This is a genomic window from Kitasatospora sp. NPDC059646 (genome assembly GCF_042734615.1).
GTDB lineage: Bacteria > Actinomycetota > Actinomycetes > Streptomycetales > Streptomycetaceae > Kitasatospora.
This window is the reverse complement of sequence record NZ_JBHWDS010000010.1, coordinates 122,776-144,755: the sequence shown is the minus strand read 5'-3', so window position 1 is coordinate 144,755 and position 21,980 is coordinate 122,776. Positions and strand designations below refer to the sequence as shown.

At 75.4% G+C, this 21,980-nt stretch carries 16 protein-coding genes; 6 read left to right on the top strand and 10 right to left on the bottom strand.

The window, feature by feature from the left end; translation table 11 throughout:
- The 7 genes from ACFV1L_RS09615 to ACFV1L_RS09585 form a co-directional block, all read right to left on the bottom strand.
- A complete protein-coding gene (locus ACFV1L_RS09615; RefSeq protein WP_380364506.1) occupies positions 1-1,578 on the bottom strand; it encodes a WXG100 family type VII secretion target in 1,578 nt (525 codons plus the stop codon).
- Between the two features lie 49 nt (positions 1,579-1,627).
- Entirely contained in the window at positions 1,628-3,580 is a 1,953-nt protein-coding gene (locus ACFV1L_RS09610; RefSeq protein WP_380364504.1) for a hypothetical protein, read from the bottom strand.
- Positions 3,581-3,660: 80 nt separating this feature from the next.
- A complete protein-coding gene (locus tag ACFV1L_RS09605) occupies positions 3,661-4,230 on the bottom strand; it encodes a WXG100 family type VII secretion target (protein WP_380364502.1) in 570 nt (189 codons plus the stop codon).
- Between the two features lie 336 nt (positions 4,231-4,566).
- The gene (locus tag ACFV1L_RS09600; RefSeq protein ID WP_380364500.1) at positions 4,567-7,395 is read right to left on the bottom strand and encodes a BTAD domain-containing putative transcriptional regulator; all 2,829 of its coding nucleotides are present in this window, start codon (positions 7,393-7,395) and stop codon (positions 4,567-4,569) included.
- Between the two features lie 152 nt (positions 7,396-7,547).
- Positions 7,548-9,701 carry a WD40 repeat domain-containing protein gene (locus tag ACFV1L_RS09595; RefSeq protein WP_380364498.1) on the bottom strand — a complete coding sequence of 718 codons (2,154 nt, stop codon included), beginning with the start codon at positions 9,699-9,701 and terminating at the stop codon, positions 7,548-7,550.
- 45 nt (positions 9,702-9,746) lie between these two features.
- Complete coding sequence (locus tag ACFV1L_RS09590) at positions 9,747-10,367, bottom strand: GNAT family N-acetyltransferase (protein ID WP_380364496.1); 621 nt, start codon at positions 10,365-10,367, stop codon at positions 9,747-9,749.
- A 223-nt stretch (positions 10,368-10,590) separates the two neighbouring features.
- Complete coding sequence (locus tag ACFV1L_RS09585) at positions 10,591-11,511, bottom strand: LysR family transcriptional regulator (protein WP_380364494.1); 921 nt, start codon at positions 11,509-11,511, stop codon at positions 10,591-10,593.
- Between the two features lie 247 nt (positions 11,512-11,758).
- Between ACFV1L_RS09585 and ACFV1L_RS09580 the strand changes: the two genes are divergently transcribed.
- Positions 11,759-12,766, top strand: a complete 1,008-nt coding sequence (locus ACFV1L_RS09580; protein WP_380364492.1) for an NADP-dependent oxidoreductase — start codon at positions 11,759-11,761, stop codon at positions 12,764-12,766.
- 3 nt (positions 12,767-12,769) lie between these two features.
- On the opposite strand, the gene ACFV1L_RS09575 is transcribed toward ACFV1L_RS09580, so the two are convergent.
- Both ACFV1L_RS09575 and ACFV1L_RS09570 read right to left on the bottom strand, forming a co-directional pair.
- Positions 12,770-14,935 (bottom strand): DEAD/DEAH box helicase, encoded by a 2,166-nt coding sequence (locus tag ACFV1L_RS09575; RefSeq protein WP_380364490.1) that lies wholly within the window; start codon positions 14,933-14,935, stop codon positions 12,770-12,772.
- A 161-nt stretch (positions 14,936-15,096) separates the two neighbouring features.
- The gene (locus tag ACFV1L_RS09570; protein ID WP_380364488.1) at positions 15,097-15,849 is read right to left on the bottom strand and encodes an MBL fold metallo-hydrolase; all 753 of its coding nucleotides are present in this window, start codon (positions 15,847-15,849) and stop codon (positions 15,097-15,099) included.
- Between the two features lie 148 nt (positions 15,850-15,997).
- Between ACFV1L_RS09570 and ACFV1L_RS09565 the strand changes: the two genes are divergently transcribed.
- A complete protein-coding gene (locus ACFV1L_RS09565) occupies positions 15,998-16,603 on the top strand; it encodes a CGNR zinc finger domain-containing protein (RefSeq protein WP_380364486.1) in 606 nt (201 codons plus the stop codon).
- A 116-nt stretch (positions 16,604-16,719) separates the two neighbouring features.
- Here ACFV1L_RS09565 and ACFV1L_RS09560 read toward each other — a convergent pair whose 3' ends face one another.
- Entirely contained in the window at positions 16,720-18,156 is a 1,437-nt protein-coding gene (locus ACFV1L_RS09560; RefSeq protein ID WP_380364484.1) for a glyceraldehyde-3-phosphate dehydrogenase, read from the bottom strand.
- Between the two features lie 395 nt (positions 18,157-18,551).
- Between ACFV1L_RS09560 and ACFV1L_RS09555 the strand changes: the two genes are divergently transcribed.
- From ACFV1L_RS09555 to ACFV1L_RS09540, 4 genes are read left to right on the top strand one after another with little or no spacing between them, the layout of a single operon-like run.
- Positions 18,552-19,082, top strand: a complete 531-nt coding sequence (locus tag ACFV1L_RS09555) for an EF-hand domain-containing protein (RefSeq protein WP_380364482.1) — start codon at positions 18,552-18,554, stop codon at positions 19,080-19,082.
- 29 nt (positions 19,083-19,111) lie between these two features.
- Positions 19,112-20,233 (top strand): isocitrate/isopropylmalate family dehydrogenase, encoded by a 1,122-nt coding sequence (locus tag ACFV1L_RS09550; protein ID WP_380364481.1) that lies wholly within the window; start codon positions 19,112-19,114, stop codon positions 20,231-20,233.
- Complete coding sequence (locus ACFV1L_RS09545) at positions 20,230-20,961, top strand: cysteine hydrolase family protein (RefSeq protein WP_380364479.1); 732 nt, start codon at positions 20,230-20,232, stop codon at positions 20,959-20,961. The genes ACFV1L_RS09550 and ACFV1L_RS09545 overlap by 4 nt, the downstream gene beginning before the upstream one ends.
- A complete protein-coding gene (locus tag ACFV1L_RS09540; protein WP_380364478.1) occupies positions 20,958-21,845 on the top strand; it encodes an SAM-dependent methyltransferase in 888 nt (295 codons plus the stop codon). Before ACFV1L_RS09545 ends, ACFV1L_RS09540 begins: the two co-directional genes overlap by 4 nt.
- Positions 21,846-21,980 lie beyond the last annotated feature (135 nt).

Below are 21,980 nucleotides of genomic sequence, written 5' to 3'. Positions count from 1 at the left end.
TCAGTGCCTTCCAGTCGAGCCGGTGGTGCCGGGGGTGAACATCGGGCGGACGTGCGTCGGCACGGTCGGCGCGGTACCGGGCGAGGGCGGCATCGGAGCCTGGCTGCCGTCCATGCCGGTGAAGGACGTCGTGGTGCCCTCTTCCGCGGCCTCGTAGTTCTCGCCCATCCGCTGCAGACCGTCGGCGATGCCGCCGACCTCCTTCACGAGGCTCTGGAGCGTCTTGAGGGTGTTGTGGCTGTAGGTCAGGTAGCCCTTCTCACCCTCGGCGAACTGCTTGCCCGACTCGTCGTTGCCCCACGGGTTCTGACTCTCCAACGAGGGCAGGTACGACGACATCGAGGAGGCCAGCGAGGCGATCTGCTCCGCCGCCGCGCGCACCGGCGACACCGCCGCCTTGTACTGCTCGGGGCTCACCACGAACCCCTGCCCGGCATTGCCGCCACCCGAGTCCGAGCCCGCCTTGGTGCCGTTGGCCGCACCCGTCCGCGACCCCGCCTCGGTCGCCTTCCGCGGCGTCATCTCCCCGAGCGGAGTCCCCGACTTGGGCACCGCCGCGACCGTCCCGTCAGCCGGCACCCCCTCCCCCGACGGCACACCACGCGACTTCAGCTGCCCCGCCTCGGCGGGCATCGCCGGAATCGTGTCGCCCAGTGGCACACCCTCCGACGCCTTCAAACGCGCGCTCTCCGCAGGCATCGCCGGAACCGTGTCACCCAGCGGCACACCCTCCGACGCCCTCAAACGCGCGCTCTCCGCAGGCATCGCCGGAACCGTGTCACCCAGCGGCACACCCTCCGACGCCCTCAAACGCGCGCTCTCCGCGGGCATCGCCGGAACCGTGTCACCCAGCGGCACACCCTCCGACGCCCTCAAACGCGCGGACTCCGCAGGCATCGCCGGGATCGACTCACCCTCGAACGCCCGCATCCGTCCCGACTCGGCGGGCATCGCCGGAACCGTGTCACCGAGCGGCACACCCTCGAACGCCCTCAAACGCCCCGACTCCATCGGCTCGCCAAGGGTCGTGCCCACCCGGTACGCAGGCATCTCGTCCGGGGCGAACCCCATCCGCGCAGCCTCCGAGAACGGCGCACTGCCGCCATCGAACCGCTGAGCCGAAATCACATCCGGCTCCACCCACCCCACCTGTGCAGCCTCCGAGAACGGCGAACCACCGCCGTCCATCCGCTGAGCAGGCATCTCGTCCGGCGCGAACCCCACCCGCGCAGCCTCCGAGAACGGCGCACTGCCGCCATCGAACCGCTGAGCCGGAATCACATCCGGCTCCACCCACCCCACCCGCGCAGCCTCCGAGAACGGCGCACTGCCGCCATCGAACCGCTGAGCCGGAATCACATCCGGCTCCACCCACCCCACCTGTGCAGCCTCCGAGAACGGCGCACCACCGCCATCGAACCGCTGAGCCGGAATCACATCCGGCTCCACCCACCCCACCTGTGCGGCCTCGCCGAAGGTGGGGGCTTCCACGCCGATCCGCTCCCCGGCGGGGATGCGCATGGTGTGCGCGGGTTCGACGTCGGGGTCGATGGCGAACCAGGGCACGTCGTTGCTCATGGGTGTTCCTTAGGGAGTGCGGATCGGCGCGGAGCGGGTGGCGCGGCGGTCAGTCCGCAGCGGGTGCGGCGAGGCGGGTGAGTGCGGCGCGCAGGAAGGGGCTGGGGACCTGGTAGCCGCCCTCCTCCCGGATCGGGGCCGGCTTGAGCGCCGCTGCGGCGGCAGCCGGTGCTGCTGCGGCAGCAGCCGGTGTGGCCGCGGTCTCGCCGTGGCCCCGCCGGGCGGCTGCGCTCCGCGCCCGCTCCAGGTAGTCCTCGTCCGAGCCGGACTTCGAGCCGTCCGCCGCCCCGGCGGAGCCGGCCGTGCCGGACGTGCCGGACGCCCCGGTCGACGTCGCGGCGACGCTCTCCTGACGTGCCGTCACCGTCTCGCCCACCGTCGCGGCGGCCGTCTCGGTACCGGTCGTCGCCGTCCCGGCCGCTTCGCCCTCACCGGGCGCGGGGGTGCCGAGCAGGACGCCCGCGAGCTGGTTGAGGACGGCCTGTTCGCTGGCGGGGGCCGCAGCGGTCTCGGCCGCGACCGGTTCCGGCTCGGGCGCGGTGAGGACGCCCTCGGCGCGCGCGTCGTCCAGCCAACGGCGGCGGGCCCGCTGCCAGTTGCGGTCGCGCGGGTCGACCTCGCCGGCCTGGCCGAGGATGCCGCTGTCGTGCAGCAGCGCCTCTCCTTCTTCCGCGCCTTCGGGTCCGAAGCGGGTGGGTCCGAGGAAGCGGTTGGCGCCCTTCTTCTCGCCCTTGCCGCCGCGTCCGCCCGCGCCGCCCATGCCGCCGCCGTGGGCACCGGCCGCGCCGCCCATGCCGGCCGCGCCCCGAGCGCCCGCACCGGCCGCGCCGCCGGAGCGCATGCCGCTGCCCGCACCGCCGGTCCGCCCGCCGGTGCCCGCGCCGCCGCCGGCGAGTGCACCGCCGGCCCGGCCCATCGCGCCCATCGCACTGCCGAAGGAGCCGGCGCTCATCCCGCCCGCGCCGCCGAACGCCCCGCCGAGGCCGCCGCCCCCGAGACCGCCGCCACCGCCGCCGCCGAACGCGGACAGTCCGCCGCCGCCGGCGCCGCCGAGCGCGGAGCCGCCGACGCCCAGGCCGGTGCCGGTGGAGCCGAGGTCGGAGAGGCCGGCCAGGTTGAGCGAGTTCTTCGGGCTGAGCGGGAGGGGGGTGAAGGTCGGCGGGTTGCCGGCGCCGTGGCCGGAGGTGATGTCCGGGATCGTCGGGGGCGTCAGCGGCTTCAGGATGCTGGGCGTCTTCGGGCCGTGGCCGCCGGCGCCACCGCCGGAACCGCCCGCACCGCCACCGGCCCCGCCGCCGGCGCCACCGCCCGCACCGCCACCGGCGCCGCCCGCACCGTCGCCGCCGGCTCCGTCCAGGCCGCCGGGGAGGCCGCCCGCACCGTCGAGGTTGCCGGGCAGTCCGCTGCCGCCGCCGGCCCCGCCGCCGCCTCCGGCCCCGCCGTTGAGGGTGCAGGTCTTGCCGATGCCGTTCATGTCGGCGATCTGGTTGGCGTTGTTGCGCAGCATGCCGTCGACCTGCGAGCTGACGCCGCTGACGTACTGGTGGTAGAGGGTGGCGGCCTGCTTGATGCCCTCGGAGTTGGCGATGTCGTCCTTCTTGCCCGCCGGGTTCTGCGCCATGTACGTCTTGGCGTAGTCGAGTTCGCGGATCATCTCGTTCTTGGTGTCGATCATCGCCTGGTGCGCGCCGTGCAGGCTGCGGGCGATGTCGGTACCGGCCTTGACGGTGGTGGCCACGTGCGAGGCGTCGCCGCCCGCGAACTTCTGCAGGTACTGGGCGAAACTGTCGGCGGCGGCGCCGGACATGCAGGACATGGCGCGCTGGGCGGCCTGGGCGATGCCGCGGATGTGGGTGTCCGCGATCTGGTTCCACTTGTCCCACGCGGCGGCGAGGTCGCTGATCAGGTCCTCGTTGCCGTCGGGGAACGAGATGTCCTTGCCGTTCTCGTTCTTCTGCACGGTCTTGAGTACTTCGGCGAGGTCGGCCGGCAGCTCGATCATGGCGGGAAGCTCTCTCGGATGGTGGGTGCGTCGGCGGCTGACACCGGATCAGCCGCCGTGGTGCGGGGGTGCGTCGGTGGTCAGATCAGGTTGCGGCCGGGACCGCCGCCGCCGGTGTGCGGCTCCGGCGGGGGCTTCGGCTTGTTGTAGTCCAGCGACGGCCCGTCCTGGGTGTGGTAGCCGCCGGCGTCCGGTGCCGGGGTCGGCGCGGGTGCGGGCGCCGGGGCGGGTGCGGGGTTCGGCGCCGGGGTGGGCGTCGGCGAGCCGGCCGGCGTGGAGGGCGTCAGCGGGGTGAGCGGGGCGCCCTCGCCGGTGGTGATCCGGCTCAGCGTGCTGGCGTGGTCCTCGTCGTTGGCCTGGTGGCGGGCGGCCATGGTGCTGAGGTTGGCGCCCATGGTGGTGGCGTTGCTGAGCAGCAGCTTGATGCCGGCCAGCACGTCCTTCTGGTGCTTGTTGAAGCCGCCGACCGAGGAGCTGCCGCCGGTCAGCGACTTGCCCAGCAGGTCAGTCCCGTAGACCGAGTCCTCGACCATGTTGATCCGGGCTTCCAACTGGGCGAACGGGCCCTGGAGTTCGTCCAGCAGGGCCCCGATCGTCTTGGCTGCCGCCTGGACCTCGTCCAGGTCGATGTTCACGCCGTCGCCGGCCATCCGTCTTCCGCCCTCTCCCCATGACTGCTCCGCGACAAGTGCGGGCCGGGGACGGCGCGTTGCAGGGATCCGGGCGACCGGGTGAACGAGGCCCTCTGGGGCGAGCGGTGCCACGGGCAGTCCCGCGCACCCGCGGCTGCCGCACCCGATCATCCTGGCTTTCGCCGTTTGCCTTCCGCTTGCGCCTCACTAACGCGTCGCCGTCGCCCTTGCCAGGAGCCGAACGTGCGTATACGCAGACCGGGTTCGCGGGCACGAACGGCCGGCTCGGGATCGGCTCCGGACCGCCTCGTGGCCGCCCCGGTGACCGGCGCCGCCCGGGTGGTCGGCGCGGGCTCAGTGCGGCCCGAGCTCCTCCGCGCGCCGGCGGTGGGCGGAGGCGGAGGTGGCCAGGCCGGCGGCGTCCTCCGCGGCGGCGAGGGCGCCGAGCACCTCGGCGGTGGCCTCGTCGTGGCCGATCTGCTCGGCCTCGGCGAGGGCCGCCGTCAGCCGGCTGCGGGCCTCTCCGTGCCGGCCGAGCGCGGAGAGTGCCTCGCCGCAGGTGGTGTGCAGCAGGACCCGGCGCGAGGACGGAACCTGTTCGGCCATCAACTCCAGCCCGTGCAGCGAGCGTTCGATGGCCTGGGCGGGCCGGCCGGTGTCCAGCAGGTGACGGGCCAGGTGCTGGAGGGCGAGGGTGACGGTGTGGGTGTGGCCGATGGCGAGGGCGATCTCCAGGGCCTGGGTGAGGTTGCTGCCGGCCGCGGCGGTGTCGCCGAGTTCGGCCTGTACGGCGGCCAGGTTGACCAGGGCGACGGCGCGGCCGACCTGGTTGCCGGCCCGGGCGGCGAGTTCGGCGGCCGGGGCCAGGCAGGTGACGGCCTCGGGCAGACGGCGGTTGGAGACCAGCACCCAGCCGAGCATCGCCCGCACCTGGCTCTCGCCGTTCAGGTCGCCGCACTCCAGGGCGGCGTCCAGGGCGTGTTCCAACTGGGACACCCAGCCGTCGCGCAGGCGGCGCAGGATCAGCGGCCACTGGGTGAGGACGAGTCGCCAGACCCGGTCCGGGGAGGCGGTGGCGATCACCTGGGCGAGGGTCTCGCGGTGCGCGCCGAGCCAGCGGATGGCGTCGTCGGCGGTGGCGAACTCGGTGACGGCGCGCGGCCGGTGACTGCCCGCCGGGGGTTCGCAGCAGGGCTTGCTGCCGGGCTCGGCGGCCTGCGCGGCGGCCAGGCCGGTGTACAGGTACTGGTCGGCGAGCCGTTCCCGGGCCAGGCGCTGTGCGGTGGGCTCGGTGCGGCTGCCGAGTTCGCGGGCGTACAGCCATACCAGGTCGTGCAGGGTGTAGCGGTCGCCGTCGGTCTCGGTGACCAGGTGGGTGGCGGCGAGTTGCTCCAGCGCCTCGGCGGCGGCGGCCGGTTCGAGGTCGCCGAGGGCGGCGGCGGTGTAGGCGTCGACCACCGGGCCGGGGTGGAAGCCCAGGGCCCGGAACAACCGGGCCGGGACGGGCGGGAGTTGCTCGTAGGAGACGCGCAGCGCGCTGGCCACGCTGATCTCCTCGGCGGCGAGGTGGCCGAGCCTGCGCTGTTCGTGGCGGAGCTGTTCGGTGATCGCGCCGAGGCCGCGCCGCGGGTCGGCGGAGATCTTGGCGGCGGCGATCCGCAGGGCCAGCGGCAGGCCGTCGCAGAGCCGGGCGAGTTCGCGGGCGGCGTCGGCCTCGGCGGCGACCCGGGCCGGTCCGAGCACCCGGGCGAGCAGCGCGGTGGACTCGGCGGTGCCGAGCACGGACAGCGGCAGCGGTCGGGCGAGTTCGGCGGCGACCAGGCCGAGCATCCGGTGCCGGCTGGTGACCACGGCCACCGAGTCGGTGCCGGCCGGCAGCAGCGGCCGGACCTGGGCGGTGTCGCGGGCGTTGTCGACGACGACCAGCAGCCGCCGGCCGGTGGTGATCCGCCGGTACAGCGCGGCGCGGGCGGCGGTGCCGGCGGGGAGGTCCTCGCGGGCGACGCCGAGGGCGGCGAGGAACTCGGCGATCACCTCGTCCAGGTCGCGGTCGGGGCGGTCGCTGAAGCCGCCGAGGTCGGCGAAGAGCAGGCCGTCGGGGAAGCGGCCGGCGTTGCGGTGCGCCCAGTGCAGGGCGAGGGCGGTCTTGCCGACCCCGGCCGGGCCGGTGATCAGGGCGATCGCGCCGTCGGGGCCGCCGCGCACCGCGTCGGCCAGGGTGGCGAGTTCGGCTTCTCGGCCGTGGAAGCCGCGCGGGGCGCGGGGCAGCAGGTCGACGGCCGGCAGGTTCTCGATCGCGGGCGGCCCGGCGGGGCCGGGCACTGCCCAGGCGACGGCGGTCGACGGGGCGGGGGCCGACGGCGGCGGGGACGACGGGGCGACCGCGGCGGGAGCGGGCGCGGGGGCGGGGGCGGGCGGGGGCGGGGCCGACTGGTCGGCGGGTTCGCCGCGCAGGATCCGCTCGTAGGCGGCGTTCAGTGCCCGGCCGGGGTCGACGCCGAGCCGGTCGGCGAGCGATTCGCGGGTGCGGTGGTACCAGTCGAGGGCGTCGCACTGCCGGCCGGCCCGGAACAGCGCGAGCATCAGCGCGGAGACCAGCGACTCGCGCAGCGGGTGCGCGACCGTCTCGGCGCGCAGCAGTTCGGCGGCGCGGGCGGGTTCGCCGAGCCGCTGGTAGTGCTCGGCGAGCGCTTCGACGGCGGCGAGCCGGTTCTCCTCCAGGGTCTGCCGCCAGGCCTCCAGCGGCGGGCTGGCGACGGTGCCGGTGAGGGCGGGGCCGCGCCACAGCGCGAGGGCGTGCTCCAGCGCGTCGACGACGTCCACGGAGCGCGCCTCGGCCCGGGCGGCGGCCACCAGGGTGTCGAACTGCTCGACGTCCAGCTGCCCTTCGGGCAGGTGCAGGGTGTAGGCGTCGCCGGCGGTGGCGAGCTGGACGCCGCACCCGGTGGCGCCCTGCTCGCTGAGCAGGGCGCGCAGCCGGGATATGTGGCTCTGCACGACGGTGCGGGCGTTGGCGGGCGGCTCGGCGACCCACAGTGCCTCGATCAACTGGGCGACCGAGACGGCCCGGTTGCGGCGCAGCAGCAGCAGGGCGAGGACGCTTCGCCGCTTCTCGGGTCCGAGTCGCATGTCGTCGCCGGCGGTGTTCTCCGCCGAGACGGCACCCAGCAGCCTGAACTTCACCGCAGTAACCCCCACCGTGTTGCGTGTTCGGTGACGGAGGTTACCCGGTCGTTATCCGGTGACGACAGTCAGCCCCTGCTGACGGGCCGTCGGGTGGGGCGGGGCGGCCCGGCGGGCGGAGTGCCCGCGGGCCGCCGTCGGCGGGCTGGTCGTCAGAGGGTGACGGCGCCGGTCGGGGTGACGATCCGCAGGCCGGCCTCGTCGAGTTCGATGGCCAGCGGGGTGCCGTCCAGCGCGGCCTCGTTGAGCAGCGTGGCGCTGCCCAGGTGCCACAGCCGCAGGGTGCCGGCGGAGTCGCCGGCGGCGAGCAGCGCCTCGCCGTCGAACTCGCGGCCGACCACGGCGCGGACGGCCGCGCCGCCGCCGGTCAACTGGGCGGTGCGGCTGCCGTTCTGGACGTCCCAGACCAGCACGGTGCCGTCGGCGGAGCCGGCGATCAGCACCGGTCGGCCGCCGACCTCGGCGAACGACAGCACCTCGGCGGGCCGGTCGAGTCCCTCGCAGACCGGCCCGGCGGCGCCGCTGCCGGCGTGCCACATCCGCACCTTGAGGTCCTCGCCGGCGGTGGCCAGGATCGGCTGGCCGCCGGTGACGACGGCGGCCAGGGCGGTGATCGGGCCGTGGCCGGTGACGAAGCGGCGGTTGTCGTCGCCGGTGGCGGCGGAACGGACGGCGATGGTGCCGTCGCGGCCGGCCGAGGCGAGCAGCGGCTGTTCGCCGGTGGTGAAGGCGAGGCCGGTGACCGCCCCGGCGTGCGGGACGGGCAGCGGGTGGGCGGTGCCGTCGGCGAGGCGGTGGCTGCGGACGGCGCCGGCGGTGGTGCCGCAGACCAGCAGCGGGCCGTCGGGGCCGTCGGCGGTCAGGTCGAGGGTGTGCACGGGGCCGCCGTCGGCGGCGAGTTGGAGGAGCTGACGGCCCGTCGGGGCGTCCCAGGTGGCGAGCGTGCCGTCGCCGAAGCCCGCGGCGAGCACCGGGCGGCCGTGCAGGGCGCCGGCGGCGAGCGCGGTGAGCGGGGTGCCGGGGCGGCCGGCCGGAGCGGCGTCGGTGCGGGCGCGGCCGGTGGCGGCGTCCCAGGCGGTGATCCGGCCGGTCTCGTCGCCGGTGTACAGGACGCCGTCGGCGGCGGCCAGCGAGGTGAGCCAGCTGCCGGCCGGCCAGCCGTGCAGGGCGCGGCCGTCGTACACGTCCCAGGTGCGCACGGTGCCGTCGAGGGCGCAGGAGGCCAGCACCGGGCGCTCGTCGAGGGTGGTGAAGGCGAGGCCGGTGACGGTGCCGGTGTGGCCGGGCAGGTCGGCGAGGAGCTGGCCGGTGGCGAGGTCCCAGATCCGGACCTGGCGGTCGTGGCCGGCGGTGGCCAGCACGGCCTGGTCCTCGATGGCGAGGACGGCCATCGCACGGACCTCGCCGCGGTGGCCGACCAGCAGGTGGAGCTGCTCGCCGGTGCCGGCGTCCCAGACCCGGACGGTGCCGTCGGCGGCGGCCGCGGCCAGCAGGTCGATGCCGGCGCAGTGCGCGGCGCGCAGCACGGTCGCGCCGTGGCCGCCGGTGGGCAGGTTGCCGAGCACCCGGCCGTCGTCGGCGCGGACGGCCCGCAGGTCGCCGCCCTGGCCGGCCGAGAACGCCACCGGGACGTCCCGGCAGACCAGCGCGGCGACGGCCTGGGCGCCTTCGCCGCCGGTGGTGCCGTGCACCACCTGGCCGGTGGTGGCGTCCCACACCTGCACGGAGCCGTCGGTGCCGCCGACGGCGAACAGCGAGCGGCCGCCGGCCTCGCCGAGGGCGACCGCGGACGGGGCGAGGCCCGCGTCGGCGTCGGAGCCGCCGAGCGGGGCGGCGTCGTCGAGCGCGGTCAGGCCGAACGAGCCGTCCTCCTCGACCAGCGCGTAGGCGGCCCGGCCGCCGACGGTGCCGACGGCGGCGGCGCTGCGGGCGCCGTGCGCGGCCGGGTGGCCGAGGGCGACCGCGCCGGGCAGCGCGGCGGGCGCGCCGGGCTCGCCGAACACCTGGGCCAGCAGGGCCGCGAACGGGGCGGCGGCGGCCGGTACGGGCGTGTCGGTGCCGTCGGTCCACTGCCGGTCCTGACGGCCGTTCAGGCCGGTCACGGTCAGCCGGCGGCCGACCGCGGGGGCGGGCGCGCCCGGCACCGGGGCGGGGGCGTCGCCGAGGGCGGTCAGGACCCGGACGATCAGCGCGGTGTCGACCCGGCCGGTGCGCTCCTGCCCGCCGCGGACGGCGCGGAACCCCTCGGGGGTGATCAGCAGTTCGCCGAGCGTGCCGTCCTCCAGCCGGAGGCTGCTTTCTGACATGTCGTCACTCCTGGTTCAGGTGCGGGGTGTCGGGGCCCCGGTGGATCAGCAGAGGTCTTCCGGCACGAGCGTCGCGTACACGGCGTCGTGCAGCCGCTGGGTGCGGGAGCTGCGGAACAGCGCGGGACGGTAGCCGGCCCGGCGGAAGCCGATCGCGGCGCCGGTCAGCTGGCTGGGCATGTTGTCGGCGGCGGCGAAGGCGTCGATCCGGCGCAGGCCGAGGCGCTCGAACCCGAACCGGCACACCAGCCGCATCGCGCTCTTCGCGGTGCGCAGCCGGCGGTGTTCGGGCAGCAGCCAGACCGCGACCTCGGCGCTCTCCTGCACCGGGTCGAGGTTGACCAGCTCGGCCCAGCCGACGGCCGCTCCGGCGGGGGCGTCGGGGTCCGGTGCCGTCCCGTCGGCCCGGTCGTCGCCGGGCGGTGCGAGCTGCTCGACGGCGAAGTACGCGGCGCGGCCGGACTGCCAGAGCATCGGCGGGATCTCGGTCAGCCAGCGTTCGGCGGCGGCCTCGTCCTGGTGCGGGATCACCGCCTGCAGGAACTCGCGCACCAGCGGGTCGTGGGTGCCGCGGAGCACCAGCGGCGCGTCCGTGGGGCGCGGCCTGCGCAGCAGCAGCCCGTCGTCCGTCAGCGGATCGTCCCGTACCTCGGCGAGCGCTCTCATCGCTCCCCCCGTCGCCTTCCCGGGCCGCCCGGCGTGCCGCCCCGGCGTACCCTCCCCCGGCCTTCGACTACCCGTCAAGTCAACCACATTCCGGCCCTGTTCCCGCACGTCAGCGGGACGTTAGTGGAACGTGAGCGCGGCCCCGCAGACTCGTTCGTGGGGTTCGTCACTCCAGTCCCGCCGCCCACCCGGCCCACCTTCTCTCCCGGGCCGGGCGCCCCCGCTACGGGCGGCGGGACCTCCCCTCCCCGCCCGTCCGCACCGCGCTGGCGCCGGCCGGCAGCGGGGCGGCGCGCAACTCCCGGACGACGGCCCGCACGGCGGCGGTCCGGGCCAGTTCCGGGGTGGTGACGTAGCCGACCTGGCGGGACGGGCGGTCCGGGCCGAGGTCGGTGACGGTGAGCCCGTCGGGCAGCCGGTCCAGGCTGAGCATCGGCATGATCGCCATGCCGAGTCCCTGGGCGGCGAGCGAGAGCACCACCGTGTCGTCGGAGACGTTGATGGTCGCGGACGGGATCCAGTCCTGCCGGCGCCACCAGTCGGCCGTGTAGGAGCCGCAGTTCTCGTCCCAGTCGACCAGCGGCAGGCTGCGCGGGTCGGGGTGGCCCTGCTGGTGGGCGAGCGCGTAGTCCTCCCGGTACAGCGGCACGGCGACCAGGCCCGGCGGGATCGCCGCGCCGAGCGTGGCCAGCGCCAGGTCGGCGCGGCCGGCGGCGACCTCGCCGGCGGTGCCGCGGCCGAGGTCCCGGACCACCCGCACCTGGGGCTCCAACTCGGGGCAGGTCTCGGCCAGTCGGGCCAGCACCGCGGGCAGCACCCGGCCGGCCGCGCTGCGGAACGCCACGATCCGGACCGGTCCGCGCGGCCCGCCCGGCTCCTCCGGCCGGGCCTCGGCGGGCAGCGCCGCCAGCAGCCGCAGGATCCGCCGGGCGTGCCCGGCCACCCGCTCGCCCGCCGCCGTCGGCACCGCCCCGCGCCGCCCGCGCTCGAACAGCACCGCGCCGAGCTTGCGTTCGCAGCCGCGCACGGCGTGCGACACCGCGGACTGGGTCAGCCCGAGCCGCTCGGCGGCGGCCGTGAAGCCGCCGCTGTCGGCCACCGCCACCAGGATCCGCAGCTCCTGCGGAAGGAGATCGTCTGCCACCCGGGCAGCGTAGAGGACGCCCGCCGGGCCGCGGACGGCGCTCACCGCCCGGATCGGCGGCGGGCTCACCGCCGACGGTCCGGCCCGCAGTCGGATGCACCGCCTGCCATGAACGGTGCTCATGGATCGGCCGCAGCCATCGACGGCGGCCCCTGCCCGGCCGCCGCCCCGCTGCCTAGCGTGGAACACGTCGGCCCGCCCCCAGTTCCGCGGGCCGGTCCCCCTACCCGCATCGGAGTGTTCCGCCATGTCCCGCACCGCCACCCGCACCGCCCGGGCCGTCCACCAGGTCGCCCGTCCGACAGGACTGCCGACCGCCGAGCAGTTCGCCTTCGTGGCCGACGAGTTGCCGCCGCTGACGGAAGGCAGCGCACTGGTGGAGAACGCCTACCTGTCCGTCGACCCGTACATGCTCGGCTCGATGGAGGGCGGCGAGGGCGGGTACCGGCTGAACGCCCCGCTGGAGGGCCGGGCGGTGGGGCGGGTGGTGGAGTCGCGCAGCGCCGCGCTGCCGGTCGGCACGAAAGTGATCCACCGTCACGGCTGGCGCACCCACGCCGTACTGCGGCCCGAGGAGGTGCGGGTGCTGCCCGACCTGCCCGGCGTCCCGCTCAGCGCCTTCCTGGGCGTCCTCGGCGGCACCGGCCTGTCCGCGTACGTCGGCCTGACCCGGATCGCCCGGCTCGCGCCCGGCGAGGACCTGTTCGTCTCCGCGGCGGCCGGCGGCGTCGGCACCGCCGCCGGCCAGCTCGCCCGGCTGCTCGGCGCCCGCCGGGTGATCGGCTCGGCCGGCTCCGCCGCGAAGACCGCCTTCCTCACCGAACGGCTCGGCTTCGACGCCGCGTTCGACTACCACGACGGCCCGGTGGCCGACCTGCTGGCCGCGGCCGCCCCCGACGGCATCGACGTCTACCTGGACAACGTCGGCGGCGACCACCTGGCCGCCGCGATCGGCTCGATGCGCGACTTCGGCCGGATCGCCTGGTGCGGCGCGATCGCCCAGTACGCCACCACGCCACCGGCCGCCCCGCACAACCTGTTCGAACTGGTCGGCCGCAGCATCCGACTGGAGGGCTTCCTGGTCCGCCACCACATGGACGCCCAGGAGGAGCTGTACGAGCTGCTCGCCCCGCACCTGCGCTCCGGCCGGGTGGTCTCCCCGGAGACCGTGCTGGACGGCTTCGACCGCACCGTGGAGGCCTTCCTCGGCGTGCTCGGCGGCGCGAACACCGGCAAGATGCTGGTCCGGCTGTGACCCCTACTCCTTTGCGGCCAGCCGCAGTTGCTCGTCCTCGACGATCCGCACGGCGAGCGCCCGGTCGGAGATGTCCACCGCCTCGGGGGCCGACTCGGCGAGGTCGCTGCGCCGGGCGTAGCTGTCGAACAGCTCGGCCTTGCCGCGCAGCAGCTCCACCAGGCCGCGGTCCAGGCTGTCGGTGGCCAGCAGCCGGTGCACCCGGACCCGGCGGATCTGGCCCATCCGCTGGGCCCGGGCCACCGCCTGGTCCTCCAGGGTCGGCTTCAGCTGCGGCTCGCACAGCACCACCACGTTCGCGGCCTGCAGGTTGAGCCCGAGCCCGCCGGCCTGGATCTGGCAGAGCAGCACCGCGTGGCCGTCCGCGGCCGTGAACGCGTCCACCAGCTCCTGCCGGGCGTCCGCCGGCAGCGCCCCGGAGACGGTGCCCTTCACCGCCTCGCCGAGCGCGTCCCGGACGGTGGCCAGCACCTCCCGGAAGTACGAGAACACCACCACCTTGTGCCCGCTCTCGGCCGCCTCCGCGACCAGTTCGCGCAGCCGCCGCAGCTTCGCCGAGTGCGCGGGCGCGGCGTACGCGGCGCGCCGCATCGCCATGAAGTTGCCCTCGGCGACCGCCGCCGCGTACGCGGCCCGGTCCGGCCCGGAGAGCTCGTCCCACTCGTCCACCCGCACCACGTCCGGCAGTTCGGTCAGCACGTCCTGCTGGTTGCGCCGCAGGTACGCGGGGGCGACGGCCTTGCGGAAGGCCACCGGCCCCGCCACCCCGAGGCCGGCCGGCAGGTCGGGCAGCAGGTCGGGCTGGAGGTGGCCGATCAGGGTGCGGAACTCCTCCACCCGGTTCTCCATCGGCGTGCCCGTCAGGAACAGCACGTACTCGGTGCGCCCGGCCCACTCGCCGACCAGCCGGGTGCGCAGCGCCGCCGGGTTCTTGACGAAGTGCGCCTCGTCCACCACCAGCGCGGCGACCGGGTCCGCCGGCAGGGTGCGCAGCGACTCGTAGGTGGCGACCAGGACGCCGCCGTCCGCGAGCCACTGCGCGCGGGCGGCCTCCTTGGCCGGGCCGTGGTACCGGTGGGCCCGCAGCGTGGTCCGGCCCGCCGTCTCCCGCTGCCAGTTGACGAGGACGGACGCCGGGCAGACCACCAGGAAGTGCCGCCGGCCCGCCGCGGCCAGGTGGGCCAGGACGGCGAGCGCCTGCACGGTCTTGCCGAGGCCCATCTCGTCGCCGATCATCACCCGCTTGCGGGCCAGCGCGAACCGCGCCCCGAACGCCTGGTAGCCGCGCAGCGAGACGGTGCAGCCGCGGTCGTCCAGCGGCTCGGCGCGGACCAGTTCCGCCAGCGCGTCCGGCAGGTGGCCCTCGGCGGCGCCCGGTCCGCCCCGGTCGACGCCGGTGAGCCGGCCGTCCTCGGCGAGCAGCGCCAGCTCGGCGTAGAACTCGGCGGACCGGTGCTCGAACTCGACCCGGACCTCCACCTCGCCGGCGTCCGGCCGCAGCAGGTCGGCCCCGGCCTGCGCGAGCCGCAGCGGCAGTCCGTCGGCCTCCGCCGCCGCCAGCCGCTGCTCCAGCAACTCGACGGCCTGCTGGGCGAGTTCACGCCGCCGGGAGCCGGCCAGCAGCCCCCTCAGCAGGCCGCGGGCGGGGCGCGCCGCCTCCAGCGGCTCCGCCAGCAGGGCGTCGACCTGCTCGGCCTCTCCGGCCGCCCGGCGGGCGGCCGGCCCGGCCAGCACCAGGCGGTGCAGGGCGGCCAGCAGTTCGGTGGTCCCGGCATCCGGCCTGGAGGGGTCGATCCGCACCGCCGTGCTGCGCTCCACCGCCTCGGCGATCTGCCGGGCGGCGCCGACCAGTTGACCGGCCGTCGGCCCGCCGATCCCCGGGATCCGGACCAGTTCCTGGGCGCTCGCCCCGCACACCTGGGCGACCGTCCGGTACCCGGCCGCCGCGAGCACCCCGGTCTGCAGCCGCCCCTCCGTGACCTCCTTGAGGCGCTCGACCGGTATCGCCTCCAGCTCGGCCCGCACCGAACCCCGGAAGATCCGCGCGTGCGCGTCCACCACGGCCGCCACCGCGGCGGCCCGCTCCGCCACCACCCCGCGCGCGGCCTCCCGCAGCCGCTCCGCGCGCCCCACGACCTCCCTGGCCCGCCGCCCGGTCCGCCCCGCCACCCGCGCCTCCTCGCCCCGCGCCGCCCGACCCGCCACATTCTGGCACCGCCGACCCACACCCCGACCAGGCCGAACGCGGCCCCGCCGGCGGCCCGAGGAGCGCGCGGGCGCGCGGACGGCCCCGCCCCGGCCGGGAGTCGGCCGGGGCGGGGCGGGGGCCGTCAGGCCAGGTCGAGGACGTCGGCGAGGCCCGCGGCGGCGAAGGCGGCGAGGAGGGGCTCGCGGCCCTCGGTGAAGTGCGCCCAGCTGTCGAAGTGGACGGGGACGACGCGGCGGGCCCCGAGGATCCGGGCCGCCTCGGCGGCGCGGGCGCTGTCGAGGGTGAGCAGGTCGTTGTCGAAGAGGCCGGTGCGGGCGCCGCCGGCGAACAGGACCGCGGTGTCGACGGGGGCGTAGTGCGAGGCGATCATCTCGACGATGCCCAGCGAGGCGTTGTCGCCGGAGACGTAGACCACGGGCAGGCCGTCACCGGTCAGCACGAAGCCGATCACCTCCCCGGTGATGGGCTCGCAGCCCTCGGGGCCGTGCTGGGCGGGGACGCCGGTGACGGTGATCGTGCCGCCGTCGGGGCGGGTCAACTCGACGCTCTGCCAGGGGACGAGGCCCTTCGCGGTGCCGCCGAGGCGCTCCGCGCCGCCGCGCGTGGTGAGGGTGAGCGGGACGTCGGCGAGGAACGTGCGGCCGCTGCGGTCGAGGTTGTCGGGGTGCTCGTCGTGGGAGAGCAGGACCGCGTCGACCGGGCCGAGCGCGGCGGGGTCGACGGCGCCGGGCCGGGTCTTGGTGAGGACCCGTCCGCCGCTGATCGGGTAGTCGCCGGGCGCGTCGAAGGTGGGGTCGGTGAGCAGGCGCAGGCCGCCGTACTCGATGAGCGCGGTGGGGCCGCCGAAGACCTGGACGGCGGGCGTAGCGGTCATGAAACACCTCACGGAAGAGTTAGCGGTTTGCCGTGAGAGAAATCTAACGGTCCATCACGGAGAACCGCAAGCTTTTCCGTGAGGGTGACATCGGGGGCGGCGCGCGGGCCTCTCCTCACGCTCAACCGGAGCCTTTACCATGAGGAGCATGAGCCAGCGCACCACCACCAGCCCAGCCGCCCCCCAGCCCCCCGCACCGGGCGCCGAGCAGTACCCCGCGCTGGACTTCGCCAACTCGCTGCTCACCCTGCCCACCGGCCCGCTCGACCTGCTGGGTTCGCCGGACGCGGCCACCGACTGGCTGATCGGGCACGGCCTCGCCCCGGCCGACGGCCGGATCTTCCAGCAGTGCACCGACCGCCTGCACGGCCTGCGCACCGCCGTGCGCGAGCTGTTCGCCGCCCGCACCGCCGAACAGCCGCCCCCCGCCCACGCGTTGGCCGTCCTCAACGGGGCGCTCACCGCCACCCCGGCCACCCCGCTGCTGGACTGGGACGCCGAGCGCGGCCTGCACCGCACCATCCCCCACCCGGCCGACCCGATCGCCGTCCAGGCGATGGCCCGACTCGCCGCCGACGCCGCCGAGTTGCTGACCGGCCCGGACGCCGCCCGGCTGGCCGCCTGCGGCGGAGCGCCGTGCAGCCGGTTCTACGTCCGCACCCACGCCGCCCGCCACTGGTGCTCGACCCGCTGCGGCGACCGCGTCCGCGCCGCCCGCGCCTACGCCCGGAAGCGCGCCGCCGCCCGGACCTGAGCCGGCCCGCCACGGCCGGCGCGGCACTGCCCGGCCCGGCGCGCAGGCGAAAAAGCGGACCCCGCCCGGCCCGGAAGGGCCGAACGGGGTCCACTGGGGTCCGCGGGGCGGGCGCGTCAGACGGCCGACCGCGGGAAGGTCGGGTACTCGACGCCGGAGACGTGCTGGACGACCCGGACGACCTGGCAGGAGTAGCCGAACTCGTTGTCGTACCACAGGTAGAGGATCGCGTTGTCGCCCTCGACCTTGGTCGCGCCCGCGTCCACGATGGAGGCGTGGCGGGAGCCGATGAAGTCGGACGAGACCGCGTCGGGCGAGTCGATGAAGTCGATCTGCCGCTTCAGCGGGGAGGTCAGCGAGACCTCGCGCAGGTGGTCGAGGACGTCCTCGCGGGTGGTCTCGCGGGCCAGCTGCAGGTTCAGGATGGCGATCGAGACGTCCGGCACCGGGACGCGGATCGAGCTGCCGGTGATCTTCGCCTTGAGGTCCGGCAGCGCCTTCGCGACGGCGGAGGCGGCGCCGGTCTCGGTGATCACCATGTTCAGCGGCGCGGAACGGCCGCGACGGTCGGCCTTGTGGTAGTTGTCCAGCAGGTTCTGGTCGTTGGTGAACGAGTGGACGGTCTCCACGTGGCCGCGGAGCACGCCGTACTCGTCCTCCATCGCCTTCAGCGGCGGGACGATCGCGTTGGTGGTGCAGGACGCGCAGGAGATGATCTGCTCGTCCGGCTTGATGGTGTCGTGGTTGACGCCGTGCACGATGTTCGGGACGTCGCCCTTGCCCGGGGCGGTCAGCACGACCTTGGCGATGCCGGGGCGCAGGTGCTTGGACAGGCCCTCGCGGTCGCGCCAGCGACCGGTGTTGTCGATCAGGATCGCGTCGTCGATCCCGTACGCGGTGTAGTCCACCTCGCTGGGGTCGTTCGAGTAGATCACCTGGATCGCGTTGCCGTTGGCGACGATCGTGTTGGTGTCCTCGTCCACCGTGATGGTGCCCTGGAACTGGCCGTGGATCGAGTCGCGGCGCAGCAGCGAGGCGCGCTTGACCAGGTCGTCCGGGCCGCCGCTGCGGACCACGATGGCGCGCAGCCGCAGGCCGCCGGCCTTCTCGACCAGGAGGCGGGCCAGCAGGCGGCCGATCCGGCCGAAGCCGTACAGCACCACGTCGCGGGGCGCCTGGCGCTCCAGCTTGTTCTCGCCGGTGGCGCCGGCCACGGCCTCGGCGGTGAAGTCGGCGATGCTCAGGCCGCGGTCGTCCGCACGGTACGCGGCGGCGAGCAGACCCAGGTCGATCTGGGACGGGCCGAGGTCGAGGGCCGCGAGGGCCTGCAGGAACGGGAAGGTCTCGGTGATCGAGAGCTCCTCGCCGGCTATCTGCCGGGCGAAGCGGTGGGTCTTCAGGATGCTGACCACCGACTTGTTCACCAGGGAGCGGCTGTGCAGCAGGACGGTGACGTCCCGCTCGCGGTGCAGCCTCCCGATGATCGGGATCATCGACTCCGCGAGCTCCTCGCGGTTCTTCCAGTCCGTGAACACGTCGTCGTTGACAGTCACAATTCAACTTTCGAGGGTAGGCCGAGCTAGGCGACCCCCATGCTAGCTTCGGCCGCCCGCCGGGGCGGGCGGCGGTCCCCCCGCTGACCAGCGGCGCTGCCCGCCGCCGGGCCGCCCGGGCGTGATCGCGGCCACACCCCCGGCACTCCCCGGCCGCTCCGGTGCAGCTCCCGGCCGAATCTGACGCAGCGTCAGCCGATTTGGTGACGTGACCCGGCGTGACCAAGGTCACCCGCGTCGATTTCATCACTCCACGGGGTGACGACTGGTCACTTTTGCCCTCTTGGGGCCCGTGAAAGGAGGAGAGTGGGAGCCCCGGCCGGGCGGCCGCCCGTCTCCGGGGTGCAGGCCCGGCCGTCCGAGGCCGGGCCGCTGCGAGGAAGGGACGGCCGTCCATGCCACACCTGGCCTACCAGCGGGCCGCGCTGGTGTTCACCCTGTTCGACGCCAACGACAACGGGGTGCTCGACGCCGAGGACTTCGACCTGATGACCGAGCGCGTGCTGGCCGTCGCCGACGACTCATCGCAGGCCGACCGGCAGGCGTTGGCCGACAGCATCAGCAACTACTGGGAGGTCATGGCCAAGACGCTGGACGTCAACGGTGACGGGTTGGTCACCCCCACCGAGTTCCGCGGCTTCGTCCTCAACCCGGACCTGTTCGGCGCGACCGCCGCCGTGTTCGCCGACGCGCTGGCCAAGCTCGGCGACCCGGACGGCGACGGCCTCATCGAACGGCCCCGCTTCCTCGCCCTGATGACCGCGATCGGCTTCGAGAAGCCCAACATCGAGGCCCTGTTCAACGCCTTCGGGCCGGACGCCACCGACCGGATCACGGTCGAGGTGTGGGCCCAGGGCATCCGCGACTACTACTCGCCCGAGAAGGTCGGCATCGCCGGCGACCGCCTGGTCCCGAATCCGGTCTGACCTCTCCACCCGCATTGAAGGAGCCCGTTTTGACCGCACCGCTCATCGCCCTGGCCGTAGGCCGCGGCACCGGCCCGGACCTCGCCCCCGTCTTCGAGCGGGTGCTCCACCGGATCACCCGACTGCACGGGGTGGAGGCCGAGTTGGTGCGGTCACCGCGGCTCTACCACTCGTACGTCTCGCTGCGCGCCGAGTACGCCGACACCGCCGAGATCGCCCGCCTCACCGCGCTGGACGCCGCGCACTACGAGCAGTTCTGCCGCGACCAGGCCGCGGCCGGCGTCCGGGCCGTGTTCCGCACCGCGATCAACGCCCAGTCCCTGTACTTGGTGCGCCGGCGCCTCGCCGCCGTCAAGGTCGAGCCGCTGTCCGCCGACGGGGCCCGGCTGCTGCTGGTCCGCGACCAGGCGCAGGGCTTCTACACCGGCGAGAACGTGCACACCCCCGGCAGGGTGGTGCGCACCATGGAGTTCAGCCGGGAGGTCACCGAGCAGGTGGTGCGCTACGCGGTCCGCCGGGCCCGGGAGCTGTGGCCCGAGGGCCCGGCCCGGGTGCAGATGGCGTACAAGTTCCACCTGCTGGACGGCGCGCTGGACGACTGGCGGGCCGACCTGGCCGCCGAACTCGGCATCGGGATCGCGCTGTTCCAGCCCGACACGGTCAACCGCAACCTGATCACCCACGGCCCCGAGGACCGCACCGTGCTGGTCGCGGGCAACGAGTGGGCCGACATCATGCACGTGGTCCTGCTCGACCGGTACGGCTCGGAGCGGCAGGAGAATCGTTGCACCGAGAACGTCCACCTCCACCCGGAGCTGCACGGCCTGACGGAGTACCAGACGGTGCACGGCTCCGCCGACGACCTGGCGGGCAAGGACGTGGTCAACCCGGTCGCCACCGTCCGGGCCGCCGCCCGGATCGCCGAACGCCATGCCGACTGCCCGGGCGCCGAGGCCGCCGTCGAAGCGGCGCTGGCCGCCGTCCAGGCCCGCGGCGTCCGCACCCCCGACCTCGGCGGCACCGCCGGCACCACCGAGGTGGTGGACGCGGTGCTCGGCGAACTCGGCGTCGCGTTAAAGCCGTTCGTGCCCGCCGCGAGGTCGGGTGCGGCCCGCGTCACCGCCGGCACGGATCGGGCGGCCTCCCGATGAGCACCACCGCCACACCCAGCACCGCCGCACCGAGCAGCACCGCCGCGCGCACCGACGCCGCGCCCACCGCCGCGGTCCCCGCCTCGGCGACCGCCCTGGTGGTCGTCGACCTGCAGAACGACTTCTGTGCGGGCGAGGTCGCCGCCGCCCGCTTCCCCGGCGACCCCGCCCGGCTGGCCGCGGTCGCCGCGCGCACCGCCGCCGCCGTCGACCGGGCCCGCGCGCTCGGCGTCGAGGTGGTGTTCGTCCGCTTCCTCGGCGACCCGGCCCACCAGGGGCCGGCCTGGCAGCGGCGCGACGCCGCGCTCGGCAAGCGGCCCAAGTGCCTGGAGGGCAGCTGGGGTGCCGAGTTCCACGCCGCCCTGCCCCGGCCGGACGAGGCGGTGTTCACCAAGCACGCCTGCTTCGACGCGTTCCTCGACCCCGCCTTCGAGCCGTACCTGCGCGCCCGCGGCGTCCGGCACCTGGTGCTCGCCGGCCTGTTCACGGACGTCTGCGTGGACTCCACGGCCCGCACCGCGTTCCAGCGCGGCTTCCACCTGACGGTGCTGCGCGACTGCACCACCGCGCTGCACCTGCCGGACCGGGACGTCCTGCGCTTCATGGAACGGCTCTACGGCGCCCGTGTCACCGACCTCGGCGACGGGGGCCCGGAGGCCGGCGAACAGCCCTTCGCCCTCCCGGAGTCGGCCGCCGCCGGCGCTCGCACCGAGGCGGGCCGGTCGTGACCGTGTCCGTCCTGTCCGACCCGGGCGTCACCGCCGGCGTCGGCCGCACCGCCCTGCTGGTCGCCCACGCCCGCGCGCTGGAGGCCCGCCGGCCCGACGCGATGGCCGTCGATCCGTTCGCCGAACACTTCGTCCGCGCCGCGCCGGGCTGCGAGGGCTGGCCGCTGCACCCGGACGACGTCGCCCCGGGCGACCCGCTGTGGGGCCGGCTGGCGGGCTACTTCGCGCTCCGCACCCGGGTGTTGGACGCGTACCTGCTGACGGCCGTCCGGGCCGGGGTGCGCCAGGTGGTGCTGCTCGGCGCGGGGCTGGACTCGCGGGCGCACCGCCTGCCGTGGCCGCCCGGCACCACGGTCTGGGAGCTGGACCGGCCCGAGGTGCTGGCCTTCAAGCAGGCCGTGCTGGACGATCTGGAGGCCGTTCCGTCGGCCTGCCGGCGCACCGTCCCGGTGGATCTCCGCGAGGCCTGGCCGCAGGCGCTGACGGACGCCGGGCTGGACCCGCGGCAGCCGGTCGCCTGGCTCGCCGAGGGCCTGTTCCTGTACCTGCCGGCCGAGGCCGAACTGCGGCTGGCCGGCGACCTGGACGAGCTGAGCGCGCCGGGCTCCACGCTGGCGTACGAGATCAAGCTCGGCCTGGAGGCGGCCAACGTCCGGGCCAACCCGGTGTACGCGGCCGCCCGGGACCGGATCGGCGTCGACCTGCTGGCGCTGTTCGCGCCGGGGCCGCGCCCGGACACCGCGGCCCACCTGGGCGCGCTGGGCTGGTCGACCGTCACCCGCACGCCGTTCGACCACGCGGCCGGGCTGCCGCGCGCGCCGCGCCCGGAGCCGGACGACGCGCTGGCCGCCAACCGGTGGATCACCGGCGTGAAGACCCGCTGACGGGAGCGACGCCGAGGGGGGGGGGGCCCCGGGGGGGGCCCCCCCCCCCCCCCCGTGGCCCCCCCGGGGGGGGGGTGGGGGTAAACACGGAGTGGGGGGGGGCCGGGGTGCCCCGCCTGTGGGGGGGGGGTTTAA

Excerpts from the sequence above, each read along its gene's own strand:
- ACFV1L_RS09545 (WP_380364479.1), top strand. The coding sequence starts at position 20,230 with ATGAGCACCACCGCCACACCCAGCACCGCCGCACCGAGCAGCACCGCC.
- ACFV1L_RS09555 (WP_380364482.1), top strand. The coding sequence starts at position 18,552 with ATGCCACACCTGGCCTACCAGCGGGCCGCGCTGGTGTTCACCCTGTTC.
- ACFV1L_RS09580 (WP_380364492.1), top strand. The coding sequence starts at position 11,759 with ATGTCCCGCACCGCCACCCGCACCGCCCGGGCCGTCCACCAGGTCGCC.
- ACFV1L_RS09570 (WP_380364488.1), bottom strand. The coding sequence starts at position 15,849 with ATGACCGCTACGCCCGCCGTCCAGGTCTTCGGCGGCCCCACCGCGCTC.
- ACFV1L_RS09605 (WP_380364502.1), bottom strand. The coding sequence starts at position 4,230 with ATGGCCGGCGACGGCGTGAACATCGACCTGGACGAGGTCCAGGCGGCA.
- ACFV1L_RS09615 (WP_380364506.1), bottom strand. The coding sequence starts at position 1,578 with ATGAGCAACGACGTGCCCTGGTTCGCCATCGACCCCGACGTCGAACCC.
- ACFV1L_RS09590 (WP_380364496.1), bottom strand. The coding sequence starts at position 10,367 with ATGAGAGCGCTCGCCGAGGTACGGGACGATCCGCTGACGGACGACGGG.
- ACFV1L_RS09565 (WP_380364486.1), top strand. The coding sequence starts at position 15,998 with ATGAGCCAGCGCACCACCACCAGCCCAGCCGCCCCCCAGCCCCCCGCA.
- ACFV1L_RS09595 (WP_380364498.1), bottom strand. The coding sequence starts at position 9,701 with ATGTCAGAAAGCAGCCTCCGGCTGGAGGACGGCACGCTCGGCGAACTG.
- ACFV1L_RS09610 (WP_380364504.1), bottom strand. The coding sequence starts at position 3,580 with ATGATCGAGCTGCCGGCCGACCTCGCCGAAGTACTCAAGACCGTGCAG.